2 protein-coding genes and 1 pseudogene are annotated in these 2,200 nt (G+C 71.5%); all 3 read right to left on the reverse strand.

What is annotated here, in order from left to right; translation table 11 throughout:
• Positions 1-384, reverse strand: a pseudogene (locus AC1D01_RS31225) (molybdopterin molybdenumtransferase MoeA); the annotation flags it as partial.
• A complete protein-coding gene (locus AC1D01_RS31230; protein ID WP_465112533.1) occupies positions 384-935 on the reverse strand; it encodes a GNAT family N-acetyltransferase in 552 nt (183 codons plus the stop codon). The pseudogene AC1D01_RS31225 and the gene AC1D01_RS31230, both read right to left, overlap by 1 nt.
• Positions 936-941: 6 nt before the next feature.
• Complete coding sequence (gene moaA, locus AC1D01_RS31235) at positions 942-2,066, reverse strand: GTP 3',8-cyclase MoaA (RefSeq protein WP_477873372.1); 1,125 nt, start codon at positions 2,064-2,066, stop codon at positions 942-944.
• Between the last annotated feature and the right edge of the window lie 134 nt (positions 2,067-2,200).

The following is a 2,200-nucleotide window of genomic DNA, read 5'->3' on the forward strand; positions in this document are numbered from 1 at the left end:
CTCCTGCGGCACGACGGTGTCGAGGCCGGGCGGCATCACCGCGCCGGTCATGATGCGCACGCACTGGCCCGCGCCGATCGCCCGGCCGACCACCTGGCCTGCGAGCTCGGTGGCGGCCACCGTCAGCACGGTGGCCTCGCCGGCGCGCAGCTCGCTGCCGCGCAACGCATAGCCGTCCATCGCAGCGTTGTCCTGCGGCGGCACGTCGATCGTCGACGGGATGTCCTGCGCCAGCACGCGGCCGAGGCTCGCGCGCAGCGACAGGTGCTCCACCGCCTGCACGCGCGGCAGCATGCGCGCGATGAAGGCGCGGGCCACGTCCACCGGCAGGTCGTCGGCGTCGTAGCCGTGCAGGCCGAGGGCCAGGTCGTTCAAGGTGTTCATCACAGCGCGAGCGACATCAGGTCCTTGTCATGGTAGATGCCGTCGAGCTTGATCGCGTGCTTCAGCGTGCCGTAGCGCACGAAGCCGGCGCCTTCGTACAGCCGCACCGCGCGCCGGTTGGTCGACGTGACCGACAGCGTCAGCAGCTCGATGCCGTCGGCCGCGCGCGCCTGCTCGATGCCGGCGGCCAGCAGCGCGCGCCCGACGCCGCGGCCCGCCGCTTGCGCCTGCACCATCATCCCGACGATGTGGCCGATGTGCCGCACCTTGGCGCGGTTCTCGCGCTCGCAGGTGAGGGCGCCCAGCAGCTCGCCGTCGTCCCAGGCGCCGAGCGTGAACTGCCCGCCGCCCGGCTGGCCCAGCCCGAGGCGCGGCAGGTAGACCTCGGCCGGCTTGCGCGATTCGGTGTGCGCGTCGGACGTGAAGGCGTCTGGGAAGGCATGCAGCATCGCGTCGCGCAGCGCCTTGTAGGCCGGCAGGTCGACGACGTCGAGCGTGCGGATCACCAGCAGCTCAGGGGCCGCGCGCCGCGCGGAGTCGCTCGAGATCATCGAGGCTCATCCACCGATGTAGTGCATCTCGACGCGGCGCTCGGCCGGCGCGGATGACGGGTCGGTGCCGGCCTCGCTGCGCAGTTCGGAATAGCGGTCGGCGCGCCGGTTCCAGACGCCGCCGATCGCCGCGGCGATCTCGGCATCGCTGCGGCCCTCGCGCAGCMGCGCGCGCAGGTCGTGGCCGCGGTGCGCGAACAGGCACAGATAGAGCTTGCCCTCGGTCGACAGCCGCGCGCGGTTGCAGTCGTGGCAGAAGGCCTGTGTGACGCTCGAGATCACGCCGATCTCGCCGGCGCCGTCGGCATAGCGCCAGCGCTGCGCGGTCTCGCCGGGCTGCTGCGCGCCGAGCGGCTGCAGCGGGAACTCGGCGGCGATGCGCGCGACGACCTCGGCCGACGGCAGCACCTCGTCCATGCGCCAGCCGTTGGTGGCGCCGACGTCCATGTACTCGATGAAGCGCAGTACCGTGCCGCTGTGGCGGAAGTGCCGCGCCATCGCGACGATCTGGTCGTCGTTGGTGCCGCGCTTGACCACCATGTTGATCTTGATCGGGCCGAGCCCGACGCGCTGCGCCGCCTCGATGCCGGCCAGCACGTCGGCGACCGGGAAATCGGCGTCGTTCATGCGGCGGAACACAGCATCGTCGAGCGCGTCGAGGCTGACGGTGATGCGCTGCAGCCCGGCGTCCTTCAGCGCCTGCGCCTTGCGCGCCAGCACCGAGCCGTTGGTCGTCAGCGTGAGATCCAGCGGCAGCCCGTCGCCCGCGGTGCGCAGCGCGGCCAGCATCTCCACCAGCCGCTCCAGGTTCTTGCGCAGCAGCGGCTCGCCGCCGGTCAGGCGGATCTTGCGCACGCCGTGCGCGACGAACTGGCGGGCCAGGCGCGCGATCTCCTCGAAGCTCAGCAGCGAGCTGTGCGGCAGGAACTCGTAGTGCTTGTCGAAGACTTCCTTCGGCATGCAGTAGCTGCAGCGGAAGTTGCAGCGGTCGGTCACCGAGATGCGCAGGTCGCGCAGCGGGCGGCCCAGCGTGTCGGCGAGCAGGCCGGTGGGAGCCGTCGATCGCGCAGGCACCAGCGGCACACTGGATGCGTAGCGGTGGTCTGCCAGCGGGATCACTTTGTCGGCCATGGGCGGATTGTGCCCGGCCGAGATGCGTCGGATGGGCGTGGGGCGATTAGGCCTTGACGGCCTTCACTGCCTTTGCCGCAGGTTTGCGGCGGGTCTTGTGGATGACCTTGCGGCTGGCCGGCGGGCTGCTCGGC

The organism is Rhizobacter sp. P3_B12 (assembly GCF_056402895.1).

Excerpts from the sequence above, each read along its gene's own strand:
- AC1D01_RS31230 (WP_465112533.1), bottom strand. The coding sequence starts at position 935 with ATGATCTCGAGCGACTCCGCGCGGCGCGCGGCCCCTGAGCTGCTGGTG.